At 60.9% G+C, this 18413-nt stretch carries 12 protein-coding genes and 3 pseudogenes; 13 read left to right on the top strand and 2 right to left on the bottom strand.

Annotated elements, in window-relative coordinates; all coding sequences use genetic code 11:
• Nucleotides 1–17: 17 nt before the first annotated feature.
• Complete coding sequence (locus AC3ANX_RS06085) at nt 18–758, top strand: class I SAM-dependent methyltransferase (protein ID WP_488336121.1); 741 nt, start codon at nt 18–20, stop codon at nt 756–758.
• A gap of 291 nt (nt 759–1049) precedes the next feature.
• Here AC3ANX_RS06085 and AC3ANX_RS06090 read toward each other — a convergent pair.
• Nucleotides 1050–2118: pseudogene (locus AC3ANX_RS06090) on the bottom strand (IS3 family transposase); the annotation flags it as partial.
• An 11-nt stretch (nt 2119–2129) separates the two neighbouring features.
• Here AC3ANX_RS06090 and AC3ANX_RS06095 point away from each other — a divergent pair.
• The 12 genes and pseudogenes from AC3ANX_RS06095 (at nt 2130) to AC3ANX_RS06150 (ending at nt 16889) form a co-directional block, all read left to right on the top strand.
• Nucleotides 2130–2780, top strand: a complete 651-nt coding sequence (locus AC3ANX_RS06095; RefSeq protein WP_488336122.1) for a helix-turn-helix domain-containing protein — start codon at nt 2130–2132, stop codon at nt 2778–2780.
• Between the two features lie 35 nt (nt 2781–2815).
• Nucleotides 2816–3762, top strand: a protein-coding gene (locus AC3ANX_RS06100) for an IS630 family transposase (RefSeq protein ID WP_488336123.1) whose coding sequence is annotated in 2 segments (ribosomal slippage) — nt 2816–3152 and nt 3152–3762 — 948 coding nt in all. Because the reading frame shifts where the segments join, the coding sequence is not laid out codon by codon here.
• Nucleotides 3763–3774: 12 nt separating this feature from the next.
• A pseudogene (locus AC3ANX_RS06105) lies at nt 3775–4238 on the top strand (IS630 family transposase); the annotation flags it as partial.
• Between the two features lie 125 nt (nt 4239–4363).
• The gene (locus tag AC3ANX_RS06110; RefSeq protein WP_488336124.1) at nt 4364–7384 is read left to right on the top strand and encodes a rhamnan synthesis F family protein; all 3021 of its coding nucleotides are present in this window, start codon (nt 4364–4366) and stop codon (nt 7382–7384) included.
• Nucleotides 7385–7447: 63 nt separating this feature from the next.
• Entirely contained in the window at nt 7448–8362 is a 915-nt protein-coding gene (locus tag AC3ANX_RS06115; protein WP_488336125.1) for an NAD-dependent epimerase/dehydratase family protein, read from the top strand.
• Between the two features lie 297 nt (nt 8363–8659).
• On the top strand, nt 8660–9025 hold the full coding sequence (tnpA, locus tag AC3ANX_RS06120) for an IS66-like element accessory protein TnpA (protein WP_488334233.1): 366 nt from the start codon (nt 8660–8662) through the stop codon (nt 9023–9025).
• Nucleotides 9022–9363 carry an IS66 family insertion sequence element accessory protein TnpB gene (gene tnpB, locus AC3ANX_RS06125; protein WP_488334234.1) on the top strand — a complete coding sequence of 114 codons (342 nt, stop codon included), beginning with the start codon at nt 9022–9024 and terminating at the stop codon, nt 9361–9363. Before tnpA ends, tnpB begins: the two co-directional genes overlap by 4 nt.
• A gap of 48 nt (nt 9364–9411) precedes the next feature.
• Nucleotides 9412–11055: an IS66 family transposase gene (tnpC, locus tag AC3ANX_RS06130; protein WP_488336893.1), complete on the top strand. Its 1644-nt coding sequence runs from the start codon at nt 9412–9414 to the stop codon at nt 11053–11055.
• Nucleotides 11013–11288 carry a hypothetical protein gene (locus tag AC3ANX_RS06135; RefSeq protein WP_488334235.1) on the top strand — a complete coding sequence of 92 codons (276 nt, stop codon included), beginning with the start codon at nt 11013–11015 and terminating at the stop codon, nt 11286–11288. The genes tnpC and AC3ANX_RS06135 overlap by 43 nt, the downstream gene beginning before the upstream one ends.
• A gap of 117 nt (nt 11289–11405) precedes the next feature.
• Nucleotides 11406–12408, top strand: a pseudogene (locus tag AC3ANX_RS06140) (integrase core domain-containing protein); the annotation flags it as partial.
• A gap of 354 nt (nt 12409–12762) precedes the next feature.
• Nucleotides 12763–15882 carry a glycosyltransferase gene (locus AC3ANX_RS06145; RefSeq protein WP_488336126.1) on the top strand — a complete coding sequence of 1040 codons (3120 nt, stop codon included), beginning with the start codon at nt 12763–12765 and terminating at the stop codon, nt 15880–15882.
• Nucleotides 15883–15911: 29 nt separating this feature from the next.
• Nucleotides 15912–16889 carry a hypothetical protein gene (locus AC3ANX_RS06150; protein WP_488336127.1) on the top strand — a complete coding sequence of 326 codons (978 nt, stop codon included), beginning with the start codon at nt 15912–15914 and terminating at the stop codon, nt 16887–16889.
• A gap of 40 nt (nt 16890–16929) precedes the next feature.
• Here AC3ANX_RS06150 and AC3ANX_RS06155 read toward each other — a convergent pair whose 3' ends face one another.
• Nucleotides 16930–18261: a right-handed parallel beta-helix repeat-containing protein gene (locus tag AC3ANX_RS06155; protein WP_488336128.1), complete on the bottom strand. Its 1332-nt coding sequence runs from the start codon at nt 18259–18261 to the stop codon at nt 16930–16932.
• Nucleotides 18262–18413 lie beyond the last annotated feature (152 nt).

Below are 18413 nucleotides of genomic sequence, written 5' to 3' on the forward strand. Positions count from 1 at the left end.
TTTGGTGGGGGGCGCGCGTGAGCAGAACAATCGAGAAAATTCTGTTTCGAGCTAATCGCTGGCATTCGGTGCGGTCCTACAACGCGCTGGTGGCTCGCCTGCGTCGGCGGTATCCCGGAGACTATGATATGGCGATGATGGCGGCGATCGGTGCGGTTTCGCCGGAAGAGTTCGTGAAGCAGGGTGATGGCCACGTCGCCGTGCTGCGCCATCACGGATTGACTGACGGAATGTCGATCTACGACCTTGGTTGCGGATCCGGTCGTACCGCAATGGCGCTGCAACGATCCGGCTGGAGAGGGCAGTACAAAGGCGCAGATATCGTCAAGCCATTGGTCGAATACCTGAAGTCCAAGAACCCGGGTTACCAAGCCGTCGTGCACCGCGAGTTAACGGTGGCCGCACCGGATGCGTCACTCGACATGATATTTCATTGGTCGGTTTTCACGCATCTTTATCCTGAAGAATGCTATCTTTACATGTACGATTCATATCGAGCATTGAAACCCGGCGGAACGTTGATCTTTTCGTTTTTGGAGTTTGAAGACCTTAAACACCATGGCGTTTTTCGAAATCGCGCCGAGGCATTCCGCAAACATGGTTGGGCGAACACGCTCGACACATTCCTCCATCGCGACTGGATCCGGTTCTGGGCTTCGGATATCGGCTTCAAGGATGCCGAGTTCACCAACGGCAACGATGAAACGCATCACCCGCAATTTTGGCAGGCGCTTGTTAAGATGGCCAAGCCGTTCTGACCGGCTTGATGAGGCGGCATGAACGAATTGATCGGCGCGGAGCAAGGGGTTCGGTTCAACGCGTCTTTTTAAGGCAGGTGAGGTGGTCCCGTGAATCGAAGCCGGAGGCTAAGCGATCCCTGAGTTGAGGGGTGAACGGCAATGAGGATGACGCGGAAGACATGTACGGGCAAGTCCAAGGTGAAGGTGGCGCTGAAGGCGATCTGGGGTGACCTTAACCTGCTCCCCGTTTTCAGGCCGCTGATAAGTTAGCTTCGGTGTCCTTATGCCCGTGGCGGGGGCGGTTCGTAACTCGGCGGGTGCCAGCCCGCCAAGGCTGCTGTGCGGACGCACGGTGTTACAGTCCGTCCGCCATGTCTCGATGATCCGTCTCGCCGCAGCCAGCGATGGGAACAGGTGTTCGTTCAGGCACTCGTCGCGCAAGCGACCATCAAACGATTCCACAAAGCCGTTCTGCTGCGGCTTGCCCGGCGCGATTCAATGCCACTCGACCCCGGTGTCCTGGCACCACGCGAGCACCGCATGACTGGTCAGCTCCGTACCATTATCGCTGACCACCCGTGCACGGCCCGCGACGTTCGGCAATGGCGCTCAGCTCAAGAACGACCCGCCGCCCTGACGGCGAGGTGTCGACGATGCAGGCCAAGCATTCGGCTATAGTCGTCGATGACGTTGAGCAAGCGGAACCGCCGGCCACAGGCCAATGCATCCGACACGAAGTCGAGGCTCCAGCGCTGGTTGGGTTCCTGCGGGATCGCCATCGGTGCCCGCGTGCCGAGCGCGCGCTTCCGGCCACCACGCTTACGCACCCCAGACGCTCGCGATACAGCCGGTACACCTTTTTTAGGTTCATGCCTTTCCCCTCTCGCCTGAGCAGGATCGCCAGCCGCCGATAGCCGAACCGGCGACTCTCGTTCGTGATCTCACGCATACGCTCACGCACAGCATCGTCCTCCCTCCGCAGCCTTTCCAACGATGCTGCGCATCGCCGGAAACCTATGCTGCTCCGCCCGCGAACCGGCTCATATTGCCATGCCGACCGATTGACCCCGATCAGCCTGCAGGCGCGACGCTCGGAGAAGCCGTGGTCAGCCATCAGCTTCTCCACCGCAGCGTAGCGATCCACAGGCCGGGTCAGTTTTTCCCAGAAGATCCTTCAACGCCGACACGTCCAGCATCGATTCCGCCAGCAGCTCCTTCAGCCGCCGGTCTCGTCCTCGAGCGTTCGTAACTGCGCCGCTTCCGACACGGTCATGCCGCCGTACTTCGCCATCCAGTCGTAATACCAAAGCGCGCTGAGGCTGACGCACGGCGTAGATTTCCAAACTGCTGATAATCTGATTCGATGTTGCAGGCACATGGAGGCTTGCGATGGCGGCAGCGGTTGGGGCTGACTACATACCGGCAGATTTACGCCAGTTTGCGCGACGAAGTGGGGACGCGGATCAGGTCCGGCGGGTGTTGGCGATTGCGTTGATCCTGGATTGCGGCAGCCGGAGCGAAGCGGCGAAGGTTCTGGGCGTCACGCTGCAGATCATACGTGACTGGGTTCTACGGTTCAACGAGGACGGCCCCGACGGTCTGATGACGCGCAAGGCACCGGGGCGTGCAGCGATCCTGAATGCCGAGCAGCGTGCCCGACTCGCGGCAGTCGTCGAAGCCGAGCCCATATCGGCGGCGCATGGCGTCGTTCGCTGGCGGCTTGCCGATCGGGCGCAGTGGGTCTGGGATGCTTTCGCGCTTTCCATCACGCGCCACACGCTCGGGCGCGAGCTTCGCACGATGAGTGGAGCAGCCCAAGGTCCCGACGATGCGGAGCATCGTTGGAAAGGCTTCGGAGGGTATCGCAAGCTCTCGGCGCGGCCTCGCCACCGCGGCCAGAAGGACGACGACATTGTGATTTCAAAAAAACTTTGCCGCCCGTCTGGCGCAGATCAAGCGCCGACTTCGGAGAGGAACGCCGCTAGAGCGGTTTTCGTCGGGGCTGAATCGTTGGGGATTCACACGGCACCCGTTTTCTGATTCACGATCCGTGCTGGCGAAGGAGGCCGGGATGGATGGGCCGAGCGTTATCGCGTGATCTTCGGGATCGTGTCATCGCTGCTGTCGAAAGCGGGGTGTCTTGCCGGCAGGCGGCAGAGCGGTTCGGCGTCAGCGCGGCAAGCGCGATCCGCTGGCGACAGCTGGTGCTCGCTCATGGCACGCCGGCGGCCAAGCCGCAGGGCGGTGATCGCCGAAGTCCCAAGATTGAGGACCATGCCGCCTTCATTCTGGAGGCGATCGAGCAGCAGCCGGATCCGACGCTGGCAGAGCTTCGTGGGATGCTGGCCGAGCGTGGCGTGAGCGTCAGCATCGCCACGCTCTGGCGCTTCTTCGCCCGCCACGGGATCACGCGCAAAAAAAGACCGGCCACGCGACGGAGCAAGATCGTCCCGACGTCCTGAAGCGTCGCGAGGAGTGGTTCGAGGGCCAGCTCGATCTCGACCCCGACAAGCGGGTCTTCATCGACGAGACCTGGGCGTCTACCAACATGGCGCGGCGCCATGGTCGCTGCCGGCGGGGCCAGCGCTTGCGCGCCGGCACCCCCTTCGGACATTGGAAGACCACGACCTTCGTCGCCGGCCTGCGCCGCACGGGCATGGTAGCACCCTGGGTGCTCGACGGACCAATGAACGCCGATGCGTTCCTCACCTACGTCACGCGCGTGCTCGTGCCGGAACTCGGCCGCGGTGACGTGGTCGTGATGGACAACCTGTCGAGCCACAAGGCGCCGGCCGTGCGAGCCGCCATCGAAAGCGTTGGCGCAACGCTCCTCTTCCTCCCGCCCTACAGCCCAGACTTCAACCCGATCGAGCAGGCCTTCTCCAAGCTGAAGGCGCACCTGCGAAAAGCGGCCGAGCGGACCGTCCATGGCCTATGGAACGCCATCGGTCGCATCCTCGATCTCTACTCGCCCCAGGAATGTGCCAACTACTTCGCCGCCTGCGGCTACGATGCAGACTGATCGAAAACCGCTCTAGAGCTATGGTGGCAGGACGAGGCCCGCGTCGGCCAGCAGACCAAGCTCACCCGGCGCTGGGCCAGGCATGGCACCGGCCCATAGGCACCCAAAGACCAGCGGCGCGCCTCGCCATCGCTTTTCGGCGCGATCTGTCCGGCCGAGGGTAAAGCCGCCGGCATCGTCATGCCCGGGTGCAACAGCGAGGCGATGAGCATGCCCCTTGAGGCAATCGCCTTCCACGTCGCTCCGGGTGCTCATGCCGTCTTGCTGCTCAATCAAGCCGGGAGGCACGGATCGGCCGCGTTGATCGTCCCGCCCAACATCACCCTCATGCCCCTGCCGCCACGCTGCCCAGAGCTCAACCCGGTCGGGGGTGTCTGCAATTCATACGCGACAACTGGCTGTCGAACCGCATCTTCCAATCCTACGACGACATCGTCGACCACTGCTGCTTCGCCTGGAACAAGCTCGTTAACTAACCCTGGCGCATCATGTCTCTCGGTCCACGCCAGTGGGCCCATGGGTTCTGATCAATGCACTCTGGTATAATGCGTCCGACCTAACTAGACGAATAGCAAGCTCATGCAACGAGAGGTCTTGGAAGGTGTCAGAAGCTGAAGCGCCATTTCAATCAACTGGCTCCGAGCTTCAACCAAACGTCACCGACATCGAGAATTGTTATCGGGTCTTCCTTCTTCGAGAAGCCGAGTCCGAAGCAGCGATAGCGGACGCCATGCGGCATTCGCTGACTTACGTCATCGCCGCCTTCTTGGTTTCAGACGAACTCAGGACGAAACTGAACCTCGGCGAAGATGGTCTGATAATCGACGAGACCTTGCAAGCGCCGATCGATCCGGCTCTTTTCGGATGGGCGATGTCGTTTGTCGATCGCGACCGAGAACACCGCGATAAAGCAGGTGATCGGCTTAACGTGATCCATGCATACCTACACGACCCGAGAATAATAGCGGCGATAGCCGCCGTCAAACCGCAGCGGCTGAAGTATGCCGAGGCGCTGAGGGCTGCGCTCGCCGAATTGAAAGAGGCCGCTGCGGTCGTCGCAGCGTCCGACCTTTTCGACGCAGCTTATTACCGATCGCAGCTGGCCGGCGATCAGCATATCGCGGACCTTGCACTCGATTATTGCCTGCGTGGGGAGCGACAGGGGCGCGCAGCGTCACCGGATTTCGCGGCCGCACAGTACGCGGACGTGAACGCGGACGTGGCGGCGAGCCAACTGAACCGGCTGTTCCATTACGAAAAATGGGGACGGGGGGAGAAACGGCAGCGTCGGCACTGGCTGTTAGACCATGCAATGCCGCCGCTCGCCACACACGATACACGGCCAACGGTTCTGTTGCTGCTGCACGACGCGAATTACACCGGCGCCCCTATCCTCGGCTGGAACCTGGCACGCGCGCTCTCCCAGCATTGCAACATCGTCGTGGTGCTGCGACGCGGCGGCGTTCTAGAAGCCGCGTTGCAGGAGGTTGCATCGGCGTTGGTTCCTGCCCCACCCTTTGAGGCGACGCTCGACGCCGGCCAGATGCGCATGTTCGCCGAACGTCTGACAACCACCTATCGGCCGCTCTACGCGATTGCCAACAGCGTGGAGTCACGCTCGATCGCCATCGGACTACGGCAGCATGACGTTCCCATCATCGCCTTGATACATGAGTTCTGGCCCGGTGCGCGCGTCGCGGCCCGGCTTGATTTCTATGCCAGCTGCGCAGCATTGGTTTTCCCGGCGCGCCTCGTAGAAGAATCATCGCTACGTGCGTTTCGCGAAACGCGATTGCAGAACCGGTTTATCTTGCCCCAGGGCCCGTCCGTTATCCCGCCCTTTGATCCGGCTGTCATGCCGCCGTCTTTTGGCGCTCCTTTCATGATCAGCGACGATCCGCAGCCGTCCTTGAAGACGGTGCTGGCAAATAGCGAAAGGGGCAAAGCCCCGTTCACCGTGATCGGGCTCGGCGCCGTTGAGATGCGGAAAGGACTGGACCTTTTCATCGCCTCCGCCACCGCGCTGGCGGCGAAGCACCCCGACATTCCCGTCCGGTTCATCTGGATTGGAACGTGGGAACACGCGATCGGCTCGCAATATGCTGCGCTCCTCGATGAACAATGCAACCGGTCCGGCCTGAGCGGGACTGTGTTCTTCTTCCCGACCGTGGACGATCTGGAACCGGTGTATGCCTGTGCGGACGTGCTTTTCTTGAGTTCGCGGCTGGATCCGCTGCCCAACGTCACGATCGATGCGGCGCTTCGCGGAATTCCAGTCGTCTGCTTCGACCAAGCGTCCGGCGCGGCCGAACTGCTTTCGACGAACCCGGGAACGAAAAACCTCGTCGTTCCGCATCTCGACAGCGGAGCAGCGGCAGACCGTATTGCAGCGCTTTGCAGCGACCCCGAGCTTTGGTCGTCGTGCAGTCATGCGATTCGGGCACTCGCCGAACGATCTTTTGACATGCCGCGCTACGCACAGGCTCTTGCCGCATTGGGAGAGTCAGCTGCGCATAAATTCGGTAATGCGAAGAGCGATCAACAGCTGATCGAGCAATCAGACGCGATCGATATGACGATCTATACCTCGCCTGATCTACCCAACGCCGAACACGCAAAAAGTACCGCCGCATCCTACATCGAGCGTACCACGCACATCAACTTCGCGTCTGAGCCCGTGCTCGGCGCGATCCTGCGCCGGCCGATGGCCGGCTTCCACCCGTTCATCTATGGAACCGAAGCGCCCGGTTTTCCGCGCGACGGCAGCCGCGACCCCCTTGCGCACTACCTTGAGCACGGCAAACCGCGAGGACGATGGACTCACCCGGTCCTGCGCTTCGACCTGCGAGAGGATGAACACGGTCAGCCGGACGAGTCATCGCTGACGGACCAACGCTCGATCGCCCTGCACGGCCACTTCCACTATCCCGACAACATCGCCGACTTCATGGCCGCCCTCACGACCAATCGGCTGCGCGCAGACTTGTTTCTGACCACGACGAGCGCTGAAACGGCGGAAGTCTTACGTGCTGCTACCCGCGACTATCGCAACGGAAGCGTGCTCGTAGAAGTCGGCCCCAATATCGGCCGCGATATCTACGCCTTTCTTCGAGTGCTTCGCGCGCACATCGCGGGAAGGTACGCGCTGGTCGGCCACATTCACGGCAAGCGCACGGTGCACACATCGAGCTACGATCCCGCTTATGGAGATCGCTGGCGCAATTTCCTGTGGGAGCATCTGCTTGGTCCGACACATCGGGCAGCGGATACGATCGTTGCGGCGATGGCGGAGAACGAGAAACTCGGCCTGATATTCCCAGAAAACGGGTATCTGATCGGATGGGAAGAGAATGAAGAGAGCGCAGCCGCGCTAGCGAAGAGGGTCGGTTTACAGACCCCTTTGCCGTCGCATATTGAGTTTCCCGCAGGCACGATGTTCTGGGCTCGTGCCGAGGCATTGCAAATGCTCGTAGACTCCGACCTCAGCGAAAGCGAAATGCCAGCTGAGCCAATTCCGAACGATGGGACGATACTTCACGCGCTGGAGCGGATGCTCCCACTCTTGTGTGAGGAAGCGGGGTATACCTATGCGACGACGTACATACCTCAAATCCGCCGGTGAAGGCTTCGGCTCGGCGATCAGAACGGCCACGCCTACGGTTAGCGACAGGAGAATCGTATCCCCTTGATCGGAGTTTTCGGCGCGAACGGGTTCATCGGCCGGGCGGTGGTACGGCACCTGACGCAACAGCAGCGACGCGTGGTAGCGTTGGGGCGCGCGTTCCCGGCCGATTACGCGAAAACTGTCGGTGCGGACGTGGAGACACGCATCGTTGATTTCCGCGACGCTCTATCCGTGCATGCGACCCTCCAAGGCATAGACCAGGCAATAAATCTCGTGAACTCGTCCAGTCCGGCACTTGGAAACGGCAGGGTCGTCGAAGATGCTAAGACCAATGTCTTACCGCATATCAGCTTCGTACAGTCTTGCGTCCTTAGCGGCGTCTCCCGGATCATCTTCCTCTCGTCTGGCGGCACGGTTTACGGCGCTCCTAACTATCTGCCGCTCGACGAGGATCATCCAACCAATCCTTTGGTTTCCTACGGTGCCGCCAAGCTGATGGTGGAGCATTACCTACGCATGCTGACGCGTGAAAGCACCGTAGATCACATCATTCTTCGGGTCGCCAATCCGTTCGGCCCGGGGCAGACGCTCCGTAAAGGGCAGGGCCTGATTGCTTCCATCCTTGAACGGCACGCTGCGGGGCTACCTGTGATCCTGTACGGGGACGGCAACACGCAGCGCGACTATCTCTACATAGACGATCTGTGCCATGCGGTTTCTGCCGCGTTGGACGCGCCATCCATGCATGAGACCTTCAACATCGGAACCGGGTTTGGACGTTCTACCCTCGATGTCATAGCCGCTGTCGAAGCAGCGTCACATTGCAAGTTCGAGATCGACTTCGTCGAGGCTCGGACGACGGACGCCCGAAGCAATGTGTTGAACTGCGACAAAGCTGCGCAAATTTTGAACTGGTCAGCTCAGACATCTTTTATTGAGGGGATCAGGCGGACAGTTGCGGCAGCCGTTCTATAAGACGCGATGCTCGGACGTTAACCTCATCACCGGCAATCTGGCTGCGGCACGCTTAAGCGACGATAATCAATTCACGGAGCGTGGGTCGAGCTAACTTACTAGGCAAGATGTTCAGCGGCGCAGCGCCTTGTAACAAGCGCCTATTGTGAAAGTTGCCAGCATGTCTGATCGGGACGTTATCGGTTCATCTTTTGCCAAACTGTATCCATCCGGCGACACCCGCCTTGCGGGTATCAGGGGCAACGCTCTTATGACCACGCTTAGGAGCGCTCTTGAGCGCGCGCTTTGGAGTGGTTGATGGGTCAGGTCGCAATCTACTCGCGGGTCGAGCGGCGTCGCCGGTGGAGTGACGAGGAGCGCTGGCAGATCTTGGAGGAGGCGTTTTCGCCGGGTGCCAAGGTGCTGCACGTGGCGCGGCAGCACGACGTCTCGACAGGGCTGATCTACACCTGGCGGCGCAAGCGGCTCGCCGCGCAGCTTAAGACGGCGTCAGCCGCGTGCGACCAGGGGTTCGCCGAGGCAGTGCTCGTCGGGGAGACAGAGCCGGTCACGCCAACTACGACGCCGGCCATTGTCATCGACCTGGAGAGTGGCAAACGCGTCAGTATCTTCGCCTCGGCGTCGCCCGCGCTGGCGGTCGCGGCGCTGAAGGCGCTGCGGTGATCCCGCCGGGCGCGCGGGTGTGGATTGCGATGGGTCACACCGACATGAGGAAGGGCATGCAAGGGCTGGCGCTCATGGTGCAGCAGCAGCTCCACCGGGATCCGCACGGCGGGGATCTGTTTGTATTCCGGGGTCGACTCGGCTCGCTGGTAAAGATCATCTGGCACGACGGTCTGGGCATGTCGCTCTATGCTAAACGCCTGGAGAAGGGCCGCTTCATCTGGCCGTCGGCGAAGGACGGCGTGGTGTCGCTCACCGCCTCACAGCTGGCCTGCCTGCTCGAGGGTATCGACTGGCGCAACCCGCAGTACAGCTGGCGCCCGGCGAGCGCCGGATAGACCATTATCGCCTTGCGCGGAGAGGCCGAGGATGATTCACTCTTGCTCGTGGGAACGCTTGTCTCGCCTCTTCCGGACGATGTCGATGCGCTGAAGGCGCTACTTGCTGCTGCCCTGCAACGCGCCGACGAGGCGGAGGCGCGCGCCGCCAACGCCGTCGCCCGCGAGAGCGCCATCGAGGCGGTCATCGCGCACCTGAAGCTGCAGATCGCCAAGCTCAGGCGGGAGCAGTATGGCCCGAGCGCCGAGCGCAGTCGCCGCCTGCTCGAGCAGATGGAACTCCAGCTCGAGGATCTCGAGGCCGACGCCAGCGCGGACGACCTCGCCGCCGAGGCCGCCGCCAACACCGCCAGCGTCGCGCCGTTCGAGCGCAAGCGGCCGGTCAGAAAGCCGTTTCCCGAGCATCTGCCACGCGAGCGCGTCGTCATCCCGGTGCCATGCGCGTGCCCCGCCTGCGGCGGCTCGCGTCTGTCGAAGCTGGGCGAAGACGTGACCGAGACCCTCGAGGTGGTCCCGCGGTCGTGGAAGGTCATCCAGACGGTGCGCGAAAAGGTTTCGTGTCGGGACTGCGAGACCATCAGCCAGCCGCCCGCGCCGTTCCACGTCGTGCCGCGCGGCTGGGCGGGGCCGAGCTTCCTCGCCATGCTGCTGTTCGAGAAGTACGGGCAGCACCAACCGCTCAACCGCCAAGCCGGGCGGTTCGCGCGCGAGGGCGTGCCGCTCAGCGTTTCGACGCTCGCCGACCAGGTCGGCGCTGCAGCCTTCGCGCTGACGCCGCTCTACAAGCGCATCGAAGCGCACGTCCTCGCCGCCGAACGCATCCACGGCGACGACACCACGGTGCCGGTTATGGCCAAGGGCAAGACCGACATCGCTCGATTATGGGTGTACGTGCGCGACGACACCCCGTTTGCCGGCACCGACCCGCCGGCGGCGCTCTTCCACTATTCGCGCGATCGCCGTGGTGAGCACCCGCAGGCGCATCTCGCCAGCTGGTCGGGCATCTTTCAGGCCGACGCCTACGGCGGCTACGGCGAGCTGTACCGCGACGGTCGGGGCGCAGGCCGCGTGCTCGAGGCCGGGTGCTTCGCGCACGCCCGGCGCAAGTTCTTCGAGCTCGCCGACGTCGAGGGCGCCGCCTGCAAGAAGAGCCGCGGCGAGCGGACCGGCATGATCTACCCCATCGCGCTCGATGCGGTGAAACGGCTGGACGCGCTCTTCGACATCGAGCGCGCCGTCAACGGCAGGCCTGCCGCCGAGCGGCTCGTGGTCCGTCAGGAGCTCAGCGCGCCGCTGATGGCGGAGCTCCACACCTGGCTGACCGACCAGCGCGCCGGGCTGTCGCGCAACCACGACCTTACGAAAGCTTGTCTCTACATGCTCCGCCGCTGGGAGGCGTTCACGCGCTTCCTCGACGACGGCCGCGTCTGTCTCTCGAACAACGCTGCGGAACGCGCCCTTCGCTGCGTGCCGCTCGGCCGCAAGGCATGGCTGTTCTGCGGCTCGGACCGGGGCGGCCAGCGCGCCGCCATCCTCTACACGCTCATCCAGACCGCCCGGCTCAACAACGTCGACCCGCAAGCCTGGCTCGCCGACGTGCTCGCCCGCATTGCCGACCACCCCGCGACCCGGCTCGACGAACTGCTGCCGTGGACCTGGACGCCTCAGATCCAGGTCGCGAACGCCGCCTGATGGCCGCCCCGTCAATGGTGTTCACCGCGCGCTTTGCAGCGAGACACTTTGGCGTAGACATCGGCGTGATTGAGGAACTTGCTGAGGAGATGGCGCCCGAAGATGGCTGCCTCAGCGTCATCGACAGCCTTGAAGACGACGCGGAGTCCACCACAGCCTTCACCCGCCGCGGTCTCGACTACCTCGACGAACTCCTCGACCAGCGCCGCTCAGACTTCATGCAGGAAAGCTGACCCGGTCCGCGGCCTTCAGCGGATGGATACGCCAAACTTGACGTCCTCCCTGTTTTTTATCGATGCTGACTGAGAGTTTTTCGGCCCTTTTTACGCCTGCGGGCAAGGAGCTGGGGCATGAAGAAGACGCGCTATACGGAAGAGCAGATTGCGTTCGCCCTGAAGCAGGCAGAGGCCGGCACGCCGGTGGCCGAGGTCATCCGTCGAATGGGTGTTTCGGAGCAGACCTTCATCGATGGAAGAAGGTGTACGGCGGGCTCGGTGTGGGCGAGCTGCGGCGGGTGAAGCAGCTCGGGGACGGAAACCGCAAGCTTAAGCAGCTGGTTGCCGACCTCAGTCTCGACAAGCACGTCCTGCAGGATGTTCTGGCAAAAAAGCTCTGGCGCCTGGGCGGCGGCGCGAGATCGTCGCGCACGTCCAGGCGTCCCATGGCGTGAGCGAACGGCGCAGCTGCCTCGCGCTCGGCATTGACCGCTCGCCGGTGCGCTACGTGTCGCAAAAGCCGGATCAGGCGCCGCTACGGGTGCGCATCCACGATCTTGCAGCGGCACGGGTGCGCTATGGCTATTTCCGGATCTACATCCTGCTTCGTCGGGAAGGGGGGCGTCAATCACAAGCGGGTCTACCGGCTTTACCGGGCGGATGGATTGAGCCTCCGGCTCAGGCGCCCCCGCGGCGACGTCAGCGCCGCAAATTGCGAGCGTCAGCCGGCGGGGTCCGCGCCCAACGAGATGTGGTCGATGGACTTCGTCTCCGACGCGCTGTTCGACGGGCGGCGGTTGTGGCCGCTGACGGTGGTCGACACCTTCACATGCGGGGCGCGCCAAAGACGATTCGGGTCGATAACGGCCCGGAGTTCATCTCGAAGGCGCTCGACCGGTGGGCCTATGAGAACGGCGTCACGCTCGACTTCTCGCGGCCGGGCAAGCCGATCGACAGCGCCTTCGTCGAGAGCTTCAACGGCCGCCTGCGCGACGAGTGCCTGAACAGCCACTGATTTCTGTCGCTGGCCGACGCTCGGGCCAAGATCGAGGCCTGGCGACGGGACTACAACGAGAGCCGTCCTCACACGGCTCTTGGCTGGCTGACGCCAGCCGAATATGCGGCATCCGCCGGGGTTAACCCCGGCGGATGCAGGCCGGAAGCTCGCATAGGCACGGATGAGAAACCGGGGACCGTCAACTGCCGCCATCGCAAGCCTCCATGTGCCTGCAACATCGAATCCGATTGTCAGCAGTTTGGGGATCCACGCCGTGCGTCAGCCTCAGCGCGCTTTGGTATTAGCGCGTGTTCGGATCGGGCAAAAACACGGCGCTTTTCCCGCACGTCAAGTACGGAAAAGGCGGTAATCGTCGCGATCGTTCGGTTTGCGCTGACGACCCCCGCGGACCCCTGATTTATGAGGCGTGGGTTTGACACTCTTGTGTGCTCATGCGATCACCCGAGACCAGAGCAAAATTGCTGGATTTCTAAAGTGCAGATTGAAGATGCGGAGCAGGAGTCGGTTCTGAAATCGATTGATGTGTCCGATAAGCAGCGTTATATTTTAAAATTGCTTGTAGATGTTCCGTTTTATGCAACGCAAGTGAACTCACACTTCGCCGATGCAGACGAGGCGGTTTGGCATTTTGTTCAAATCGGTTGGCGCAGCGGTTTCGATCTTTCGCCGACGTTTGAATCCGAACGATATCGGAGCGTCGCGCCAAGCGCACAAGCGGCCGGTAAAAGCCCCTACATCTCTTATTTGTTCGATGATGTGGGAGAAGATGTTATCACCCCCGTGCTAGAGGGTTTGAATGCGGCGGACCTTGCGGTGTTGCGCGATCACTTCGATGCTGAATGGTATCTGCAAACCTATCCTGATGTCGCGCAGGCAGCCAACGATCCATTTGTGCACTACATGACGGTGGGTTGGCGGGAAGCACGAAATCCGTCGCGGTCCTTCTCGACTCAGACGTATCTCGATCGCTATGCGGACGTGCGCGATGCCGGCGTGAATCCGTACCGACATTGGGTGTTCCATGGTCGCGAGGAAGGACGGTCAGGTCGCGATGCGGCCTCTTCCAAGCTCGATTGTTGGGAAAGCCTAAGCACGGGACAGCAGCACGTCCTGACCGCGATGTTTGGCTTCGACTACTATAGTTCGCACGTTGCGCGCGACTCGGATGACGACGCGGTTGCGGTCGCGCGACGTGTAAGTTTGGGGGGGCGGGAGGTGCGCAGCCCGACTTCGTCATTTCAGGCCGCCAAATATATCGCGTCGCGTCCCGAGGTGACTGACCCGGAACTGGTTCCGTTTTTACACTATCTGTTCGAAGAAGCTGGCGAGGACGCCTTGCGCGACCTGTTTCTTGCGCTTCCCCGGGACGTCGTGCAGGCGGTCTGCGAGCATTTCGATAGCGCGTGGTACCTGTACAGTTACCCAGATGTCGAGGCGGCGGGTCATGATGCGCTGATACACTTTATGACCCGGGGATGGCGAGAGCGCCGTGACCCGTCGCAGCATTTCTCGACTCGCATCTACCAGTTGCGCTATCCGGACATCGTCGAGGCGGACATCAATCCGTTCCTGCATTGGGTGGAGTTTGGAAAAGCGGAAGGGCGTTCGGGGGCATCGTCCGCAAGCAATTTCAGGAGCCGGCGTTACGCACCACAGATCACCGCGGTTCTGATCAACGCCGACGGCAACCCGCTGACACCGGACTGTATCGCCGCGGTCCTGAGGCAGACGTACGAAGATCTGAAGATTTTAATTGTCGGCGATCCGCTTTCGGAATCGTGTCACGCCGCTTTGGGAGCCAGTGCGCGCGGCAAGGCGGATGGTTTGATAACTGACCTCACCAACGATGAACGCCGTCCGATTTGGCAATTGATCCAGCTCACGGTCGATCGTGCCTCTGCCGAGCTGTTGTGGTTCGTACAGGGTCGTGCCGTACACAGTCCGGAGTTCCTTAAGCGGCTGGCTTCGAGCTTTGCAGATGGGAGTGTGCAACTGGGGTTCGGCCGCTCTCTAACACCGGACGATCTGGATTATGGAGTTTCGGAGGCGGAACTGGCACGTCGGATGGAAGGCTGGGCCCGGCACCCGACCACCCCTGCCGCAATCTGGTTTTCGCAGCGGCTCGAGCCGGACGGGCTCGCCGCCGAACAGCACAGCTTTCTATGGCGCCGGCGCGATCTGGACATGGAGGTGTGGCGCCAAGCGGGCGAGTACCACGATCTTCACCTATGGCATCTTTATCTGCACCTAGCCTCGGGAGGGCAGATCGCTACCGTTCGGGATGCCTTGGTGCGCGTGCCGCCTTCGCCGAAGCCGATTATGCCCGCCGAGATCTTGCGCGGCGACATGGACAGGTTCGTTGCGGAGGTGCAGGCATTCTGGCCGGTGCCGGCCGAAGTGCTCGGCTCCCGGACAAGGGTTGGCCGCAGCAGGCGCCACGTCCTCATCGTGACTCACGGTATCTTCGCTGGCGGTGCCGAAAATCTGCCGATCCAGATCGCGAACGAGATGGCGGCGCGCGGTCTGATCGTTTCGTTGCTGATCTTCAAAACCGAGTTGAACCCGCAAATGCGGGCCACGCTCAATCCCGGAGTGTCGATATACGAAGCCGATTGGGTGATGGAATATGGTTGCGAGCAGTTCCTGCATGACACTGGCTGTTCGCTGATCCACTCGCACGGCGTGATCGGCGAGATGTTTTTCTTCCGTGTCTGCGAAGGGCCGCTTCCGGTGCCCTACGTCGCGACCCTGCACGGCTCGTATGAGGCTTCTTCCAGCAAAGAACTGCCCGAACGTTTCATCGCCAAAATCGTGCGTAACGTGGATCTGTTTGTTTACACGGCGGACAAGAACCTCGCCCCTCTGCTTCGCCACGACGTGAGTCCCGAGCGGGTGATCAAAATGATCAACGCGATGCCGATCGACCAAGAACCTTTTCCAATGACGAGAGCCGAACTCGGGATCGCGGACGACGCGCTCGTTTTCACTCTGGTCGCGCGCGGCATACCGGAGAAGGGTTGGTCCACCGCCATCAACGCCTTCAAGGTCATTCAGGCGCGCAATCTCACCCGGTCGATGCACCTGTGTCTGGTCGGAGAAGGTGACGAGCAGGGGCGATTGAAAAAAATTTACGGCGATGACCCGTCGATCAGTTTCTTGGGTTTTCAGTTGCGTATTCACGGTCTCTACCGAATGACGGACGTAGCCATCGTGCCCACCCGGTTTGCCGGCGAGTCGTTCCCACTGTGCATCATACAGGCTCTGCAGGTCGCCGTGCCTGTGATCGCAACCGATATCGGCGAAATTTCTTCGATGCTTGAGGTGGACAATGTGGTCGGCGGCGTCGTGGTGGAGCGTAGCGATGTCGATGAGACGTTCGACCAGCGCTTTACCGATGCAATGCAGAGCCTGGTGGCCGACGACCGTAGAGCGGAGCTCAAGGCAGGGGCCGCCGTTCTCGGAAAGCACTATGATATGGCCGCGTTTACCGACGCGTATATTAATCTTTACGAAAGCGTCATCGAGCGGTTTGTCGAACCTGCGCGCCATTCGGCGGGAGATCGGGTTGAGCACAGGGTAATCGGCGCGGCCTGAAAAATTTGGTCGGCCAGAAAGGCGAATTCATGACGTTGTATCTCGTCAGCTTTTCCGGGCGACTCGAACGCCAAGCGGCGGCAGCACGGCGCGAGTTGGAGAAATGGGGAGCGACCAGGCTGTGGGACGATGTGTGGGTCGTCGATATGGACCCGGCGCCGCAGGTCTGCCTGCCTGGGTTTGTCGAGACCGAGGCCGCGTTCGCCATGCCCATCAAAGACGCGGGCATGTTCTTCTCGCTCGGCCGTGCGGCGGGTGTGGACGCGCAGCTTGCTTATACGGAAAAAGTTGCGCCACAGCTTCACCCTGCGAAATCAGATCAGCAGTTTGCTCAGTTCCGGTATTGTAACGACGGAGAGGCTGTGTTCGCGCGAGCGGTCGATCATTATCTGACGACCCGACGCAACTCTGTCTGGGCGACCGACCTGTGTCGGCTGATGGCCTGCTATGGCAGCGACAAAGGTATTGGATGGCATACATATACGCCATTCTACCAAGCGCTTTTTCTTGATCGACGAGCGACGATAACCGCCGTGTTCGAGCTTGGATTAGGTACCAATAATGAGGATACGCCGTCGAACATGGGCGTGCATGGATCGCCCGGTGCATCGCTACGCGGCTGGCGCGACTATTTCCCAAATGCGGAGATCTATGGCGCGGATGTAGACAGGAGAGTGTTGTTCGCCGAGGAACGCATTAAAACCTTCTTCGTCGATCAGTGCGATACCCGCACGTTTGATGATCTTTGGGCGAAGATGGAGAGCATCGAATTCGACGTTTTTCTGGATGATGGCCTTCACACCTTCAATGCGGCCCAGATCACGCTGACCCACGCCATTGGAAAGGTAAAGCGCGGCGGTTACTACATCATTGAAGATGTGCGACGGGAGGATGTCGCTCAGTATCTCGATTTGGTTGCAGAGCGTGGACTGCCGGGCATGTCCATCGATATAGATCATCCCGCTAATATCTATGACAATTGCTTAGTGATAGCCGCTCGGCAGTGATGCTGGATCGCAAGTCAGCGCGTTCGGCAGTTGCCAATGTTTAACAATGTGTCACAATGCCATTGATGACGGCGTGTCCCGAAGTGGGCGGGCCTGAACAGGATGCGACTGGCACGATGTTGGCTTTACCCTCATCAAGAACGTCGCGTTGATTGCCGTTGAAGGCGTTTGCGCCGACCGTGACTTTCCGGGCGCGCGCTTGCAGCCAGATGCCCGTTGCGAACTGCGTGAACGTGTTGCCTGATATGATCATCGAGAGCGGCGACGAATAGGTCTGCACGACGATGCCGTTGATGCTCGCAATGCCTTGAAAGACGTTGCCGGTAATCGCAGTGTTTCGGGCTGCCGCGATGTTAATCCTGGCTTTGCCTGGGGTCGCATCCGCATTGGCAAGAAAGTAGTTCCCGGCAATCGCCGTGCCACCTGGGTCGGTCTGCAAGTTGATGTCAAAATCGACGTTGGCGAACTGCGAGGACGATATGGACAACTGTGCCATGCCTATGACACCCGGGGGGCTATATATGCCCGTTTTGTTTCCAGTCATGTTGCTGGAGACGATGCTGACGCCCTGAACGTTGGCTCCGTAATACAGGCCGATGCCGCAAGAGTTAACGACGGTTTGCATAAGGTTGAAGACAACGGCGATATCTTCATGCGTGCCCTCAAGCAAAATGCATTTGGACTGCGTTGATTCCGTTCCGATAATATAATCGTTGAAAAGGTTGACGTTAGAATTTTTGATCATCGCTATGCCAGTGGCGAAGCCGCTCTTCTTTGAGTAGCCATCGACACCGCGAACGACCACACCTGTTATATCCGATTGCGCGGCATAGGCGGGGTTAGGCACCCAAGCATTCTGAACGGCGGAAATCCCGATCGTGCGGTTAGCATAGGCGCCACCCAGCACCGACAGATCGCGTATGTGGAAGGAGTGCGAGGCGTCGTTCATAACGAACGCCAGTCCACTCTTCCCGTCGGCAAACGACAGGTTGGTCACATCGGGGCCGTCGCCCCGTATCGTGATGCTGGCTGGCGTCGCTCCCGCCGTCAGGGTGATCTGGTGAGTTTCTTTGAAATGGTAAGTGCCTGCGGGCAAATAGACACAAACGCTTCCCGGCGCGGACGCCGCAACGGCATGGTCGAACGCGATGTCGCTGAATCCCGCCGCTGTTGCGCCATTATCGTAGTCCCGGATGTTGTGACATGGCGATCCCGCCGAATAGGACTGCGCATCTTGTCCGACCGACACTCTTCGCCCCGACGTTGCTTCGGGCGAGGCGGCGAGAAACTTCGAGCCCGCGCTGCTTGAGTGAACCAGTCCATATGCCGAGCCAAAGAGCGTCAAAAGAGCTGCCACAAGAAGGAGCGACATACGCAAGACTCAAAACTCCCGTTCGTGGATCAACAAGAATCCCGATCGTCGCATCTGCAGCAAGGCTCGTGGACGCTATCGCAAGGTTTCTCAAGCGATTATCGCCATTGCATGCTTCGGGCTCATGTCCGCTGTACGCAGGCAGATACACC

Source organism: Sphingomonas sp. BRN-1R (assembly GCF_057748035.1).

Excerpts from the sequence above, each read along its gene's own strand:
- AC3ANX_RS06095 (WP_488336122.1), top strand. The coding sequence starts at position 2,130 with ATGGCGGCAGCGGTTGGGGCTGACTACATACCGGCAGATTTACGCCAG.
- tnpA (WP_488334233.1), top strand. The coding sequence starts at position 8,660 with ATGGGTCAGGTCGCAATCTACTCGCGGGTCGAGCGGCGTCGCCGGTGG.
- AC3ANX_RS06150 (WP_488336127.1), top strand. The coding sequence starts at position 15,912 with ATGACGTTGTATCTCGTCAGCTTTTCCGGGCGACTCGAACGCCAAGCG.
- AC3ANX_RS06155 (WP_488336128.1), bottom strand. The coding sequence starts at position 18,261 with ATGTCGCTCCTTCTTGTGGCAGCTCTTTTGACGCTCTTTGGCTCGGCA.